Origin of the sequence: Shewanella sp. CAL98-MNA-CIBAN-0140, from assembly GCF_040309905.1 — a bacterium.
Lineage (GTDB): Bacteria > Pseudomonadota > Gammaproteobacteria > Enterobacterales > Shewanellaceae > Shewanella > Shewanella psychromarinicola.
The window spans coordinates 1-262 of sequence record NZ_JBEOPI010000206.1 but is presented as its reverse complement, the minus strand read 5'-3'; the positions used below and the strand labels follow the sequence as shown (position 1 = coordinate 262).

Below are 262 nucleotides of genomic sequence, written 5' to 3'. Positions count from 1 at the left end.
CCATCTCTGCCTCGCGTTCCTACTAATATTCAACGCTGCTTCAGCTCTATCGTTATCCTTTTTATCTTTTTTTTGTTGTTTTGCATCCACAAAAACCCCACAAAAAAAAACCCCCCCACCCCCCCCCCCCCCACCGCCCCCCCCCCACCCACACCAACCCGCCCGCCCCCAACCATCCCCCCCCGAACCGCAACCCACCGCACACGACCAAGGGACCCCAGCCCGAGGCCAGAGGGCTCGACGGTAATTGTTAGCGTATACC

Annotated in this window: 1 protein-coding gene; it reads right to left on the bottom strand. The window is 58.4% G+C overall.

Annotated elements, in window-relative coordinates:
• Positions 1 to 29: 29 nt before the first annotated feature.
• On the bottom strand, positions 30 to 262 hold a 233-nt coding region (locus AAEY93_RS20775; RefSeq protein ID WP_351079580.1), incomplete at its 5' end, for a hypothetical protein.